General features: G+C 59.2%; 4 protein-coding genes. 2 read left to right on the top strand and 2 right to left on the bottom strand.

Annotated features, from left to right (window positions below; all coding sequences use genetic code 11):
• Window positions 1–294: 294 nt before the first annotated feature.
• Complete coding sequence (locus tag NW827_RS10720; protein WP_414503674.1) at window positions 295–426, bottom strand: hypothetical protein; 132 nt, start codon at window positions 424–426, stop codon at window positions 295–297.
• Between the two features lie 182 nt (window positions 427–608).
• Here NW827_RS10720 and NW827_RS10715 point away from each other — a divergent pair, with 182 nt between their 5' ends.
• On the top strand, window positions 609–1,181 hold the full coding sequence (locus tag NW827_RS10715; protein ID WP_414503673.1) for an ABC transporter permease subunit: 573 nt from the start codon (window positions 609–611) through the stop codon (window positions 1,179–1,181).
• 85 nt (window positions 1,182–1,266) lie between these two features.
• Here the strand turns inward: NW827_RS10715 and NW827_RS10710 are convergent, their stop codons facing one another.
• The gene (locus tag NW827_RS10710; RefSeq protein ID WP_414503672.1) at window positions 1,267–1,722 is read right to left on the bottom strand and encodes a hypothetical protein; all 456 of its coding nucleotides are present in this window, start codon (window positions 1,720–1,722) and stop codon (window positions 1,267–1,269) included.
• A 242-nt stretch (window positions 1,723–1,964) separates the two neighbouring features.
• Between NW827_RS10710 and NW827_RS10705 the strand changes: the two genes are divergently transcribed.
• The coding region (locus NW827_RS10705; protein ID WP_414503671.1) for an ABC transporter substrate-binding protein at window positions 1,965–2,526 on the top strand (562 nt) is incomplete at its 3' end.

Genomic DNA, 2,526 nt, shown 5'->3' with positions numbered 1-2,526 from the left:
CGATACCAAAGACAAGGGGTAGTTCCTACCCAAGTTGGGCTTTGCCTCAAGGAACTGGGTAGAGGCGGTTTGACAACGCCTTTACGAGTCCGTCTGGGGACTGCATAGGAATCCCCCAACTTTAGTCAGTAGGAGGGTCAAGGCTGCTTTCCAGCTTAATCTTGCAGCAGCTCCCGCAGCCAACCAGCACTTGCAGGGCTGCCTTCAACATCTCCTGGCCCCTCTCCAAGGGCATACAGGGATCGCTGGCGAAAGACTCTAGACCCAGTAGACAAAGGGGTGCGCAGCTTGTGCTCAGCGATCTGCTCTGACTTGGCCTGATCCAAAGCCTGCAGCAGCCTGCAGCCGGCAATTCAGCTCTTCCAGGTGCCGGTAGGCTTCTGCCTGTAAGAGGGCCACCCCCACTTGATTGGCAATGCTGCTCATTCTCGGGTCTTTGCTGGCCGTGGCTGCAGCTGCCCTGCTGCGGGCCTATGGCCTGCCCTTAGTCTGGTCTAACCTGACGCTGGAGCATTTCCGCCTCGTCCTTTTCGCTCTGGAGCGGGCCCGCCGCGCCACGCTGCACAGTTTGGGCTTGGCAGGAGGGAGCGGCACTGCTCTGCAGCGGGATGGCGACATTGACTCGGCTGAAAGTACGGCTGCTGGCCCTGCTCAGCTTTGTCGTGGACTTGCCCTATGCCCTGCCGGGCCTGATTTTTGCGTTGTCCCTCGTTTTGGTGTGGCTGCCCCCGCCCCTGCCGGGGCTGAGCCTCTATGGCACCCTAGGGCTGATCCTGATGGCCTATCTGGGGCGGTTCTTGGCCCTGGCGCTACAGCCGCTGCAAACTGCTTGGCGCAGCCTGGACACCAGCCTAGAGGAGGCAGCCAGCCTGGATGGGGCATCTCTGCTGCAAACCTTCCGTCACATTCTGCTGCCCCTACTGGCACCGGCCTTGACGGCGGCGGTGTTGCTGGTGTCTTTGCAATCTTTTGCCGAGCTGGCCCTCTCTGCTCTCTTGGTAACCTCCCGCTCGGAAACCTTTGGGTGGCTCATCTTTGGCTTACAACAAGGGGGCTACACCCACCAGGCAGCAGCCCTGAGCACCCTGCTGGTCTTCGTTCTCTTTGCCCTGGCTGCCGGGATCCAGGCGCTGCAGCGGCACCTCGGGCAGCCTGATCCCTCCGGGTCTTTCACGGATTAGGGCTGACTATGGCGGCGTGGCGGATGGATTGCCCCTTGAAGGTATTGCCCTCTACTGTTTTCACCCAGCCTTGCGCTGGCACAAATTAGCATTGCACGTCCCCCTCAGGGCCACCAAGCAGATCCCCTTCGACATTGAAGACACGGGTTTCCCGCTGCCAGCCTCCTGGCCCGGTCGGCGTGCCGCTCGACTCGGTAGAGTAGGGTTGGCTGCGAGAGTTGCTGAATTGGCCGCTGCCTTGCCACCCTTGTCCCGCTTGGCCTTCGAGCAGGCCCAAACTGCTGCCCACTGTCTGGCCCTCGGCGTTCTGCACTGTAGTGCTGCCCTGCCGTTGCCAACCCTCACTTGTGCGAGTCGTGGTGTGCCGATGGTTCAGGTTCCAGGTCTGGCCTTGTTGGGTGGTCACTTGGCCGGAATAGTCCCCTTCCACCCCTTGACCGGGAAGGAATTGCCGGGATCCCTCCACTACCCGCTCTGCCGCTTGGCCCGCTGCGGGTGTAGGTGCCGGAGTGGGCACGTTGACGGGGGCGAGCCTGCGCAAAGGGAGCAAGCGCCATTAGTAAAGCAGTAACCAATAACAGGCAAAAGCTTGCATTTTTCATCATTTTCATGTTCGAGACCCCTTGAGAAGTTGCCAATCCTGGGCTGGGCGCTCATTTCATCTGACTCTGACTGCGGCCTGAGGGTTCACTTTCTGAGGGGATCCCGGCTAGATTTAACCCGCTCTTAATGTCGGTGCAGTATTCTCGGAGGTGCCTTTAGTGAATACAACTGCATTTTTCTATGAAAACCCGTCGTACTTTCCTGGCTTTCATCGCTGGCTTGGTGGCTACTGCCGGCGCTGCCTTCCTAGCTGCCGACAGCTTTGCCCAGTCTCCTGCCAACGTCAAAGTTTGGATTGCCTTTACCGATAACCGTCTCGATTGGGCCCGCGCGAAAGCGGCAGAGTTTAACAAGCAATTTCCTCAGTACAATGTAACCGTTGAGGGCTACGGCAACTACGAAGAAATTCAACAGGCTACCGACCTCGCTATTCAACAAAATGCCGCTCCGGCGGTGGTGCAGTGGTTTGAGGTGGGCACCCAACGGGCACGGGATTTCGGCTACTTCAAGTCCATCGCCGAGGCGCTGGGCAACCGCACCGAGGTGAACGGGATCCCGGTGAACTTCGACGATTTCATCGAGCCGGTGGTGAGCTACTACACCCTGGATGGCAAGTTCACCTCCATGCCTTGGAACAGCTCCAGCCCCATCCTCTACTCCAACACCGCCATTTTGAAGAAAGCTGGGATCGAGAAGCCACCGGCCACCTGGCAGGAGCTGGAAGCCGCCTGCGAGAAGATCA

The organism is Synechococcus sp. H70.1 (assembly GCF_047502705.1).
Classification (GTDB): Bacteria; Cyanobacteriota; Cyanobacteriia; order Thermostichales; family Thermostichaceae; genus Thermostichus.
Note: the sequence above shows the minus strand (reverse complement) of the source record. Positions and strands in the feature narration are given on the sequence as shown.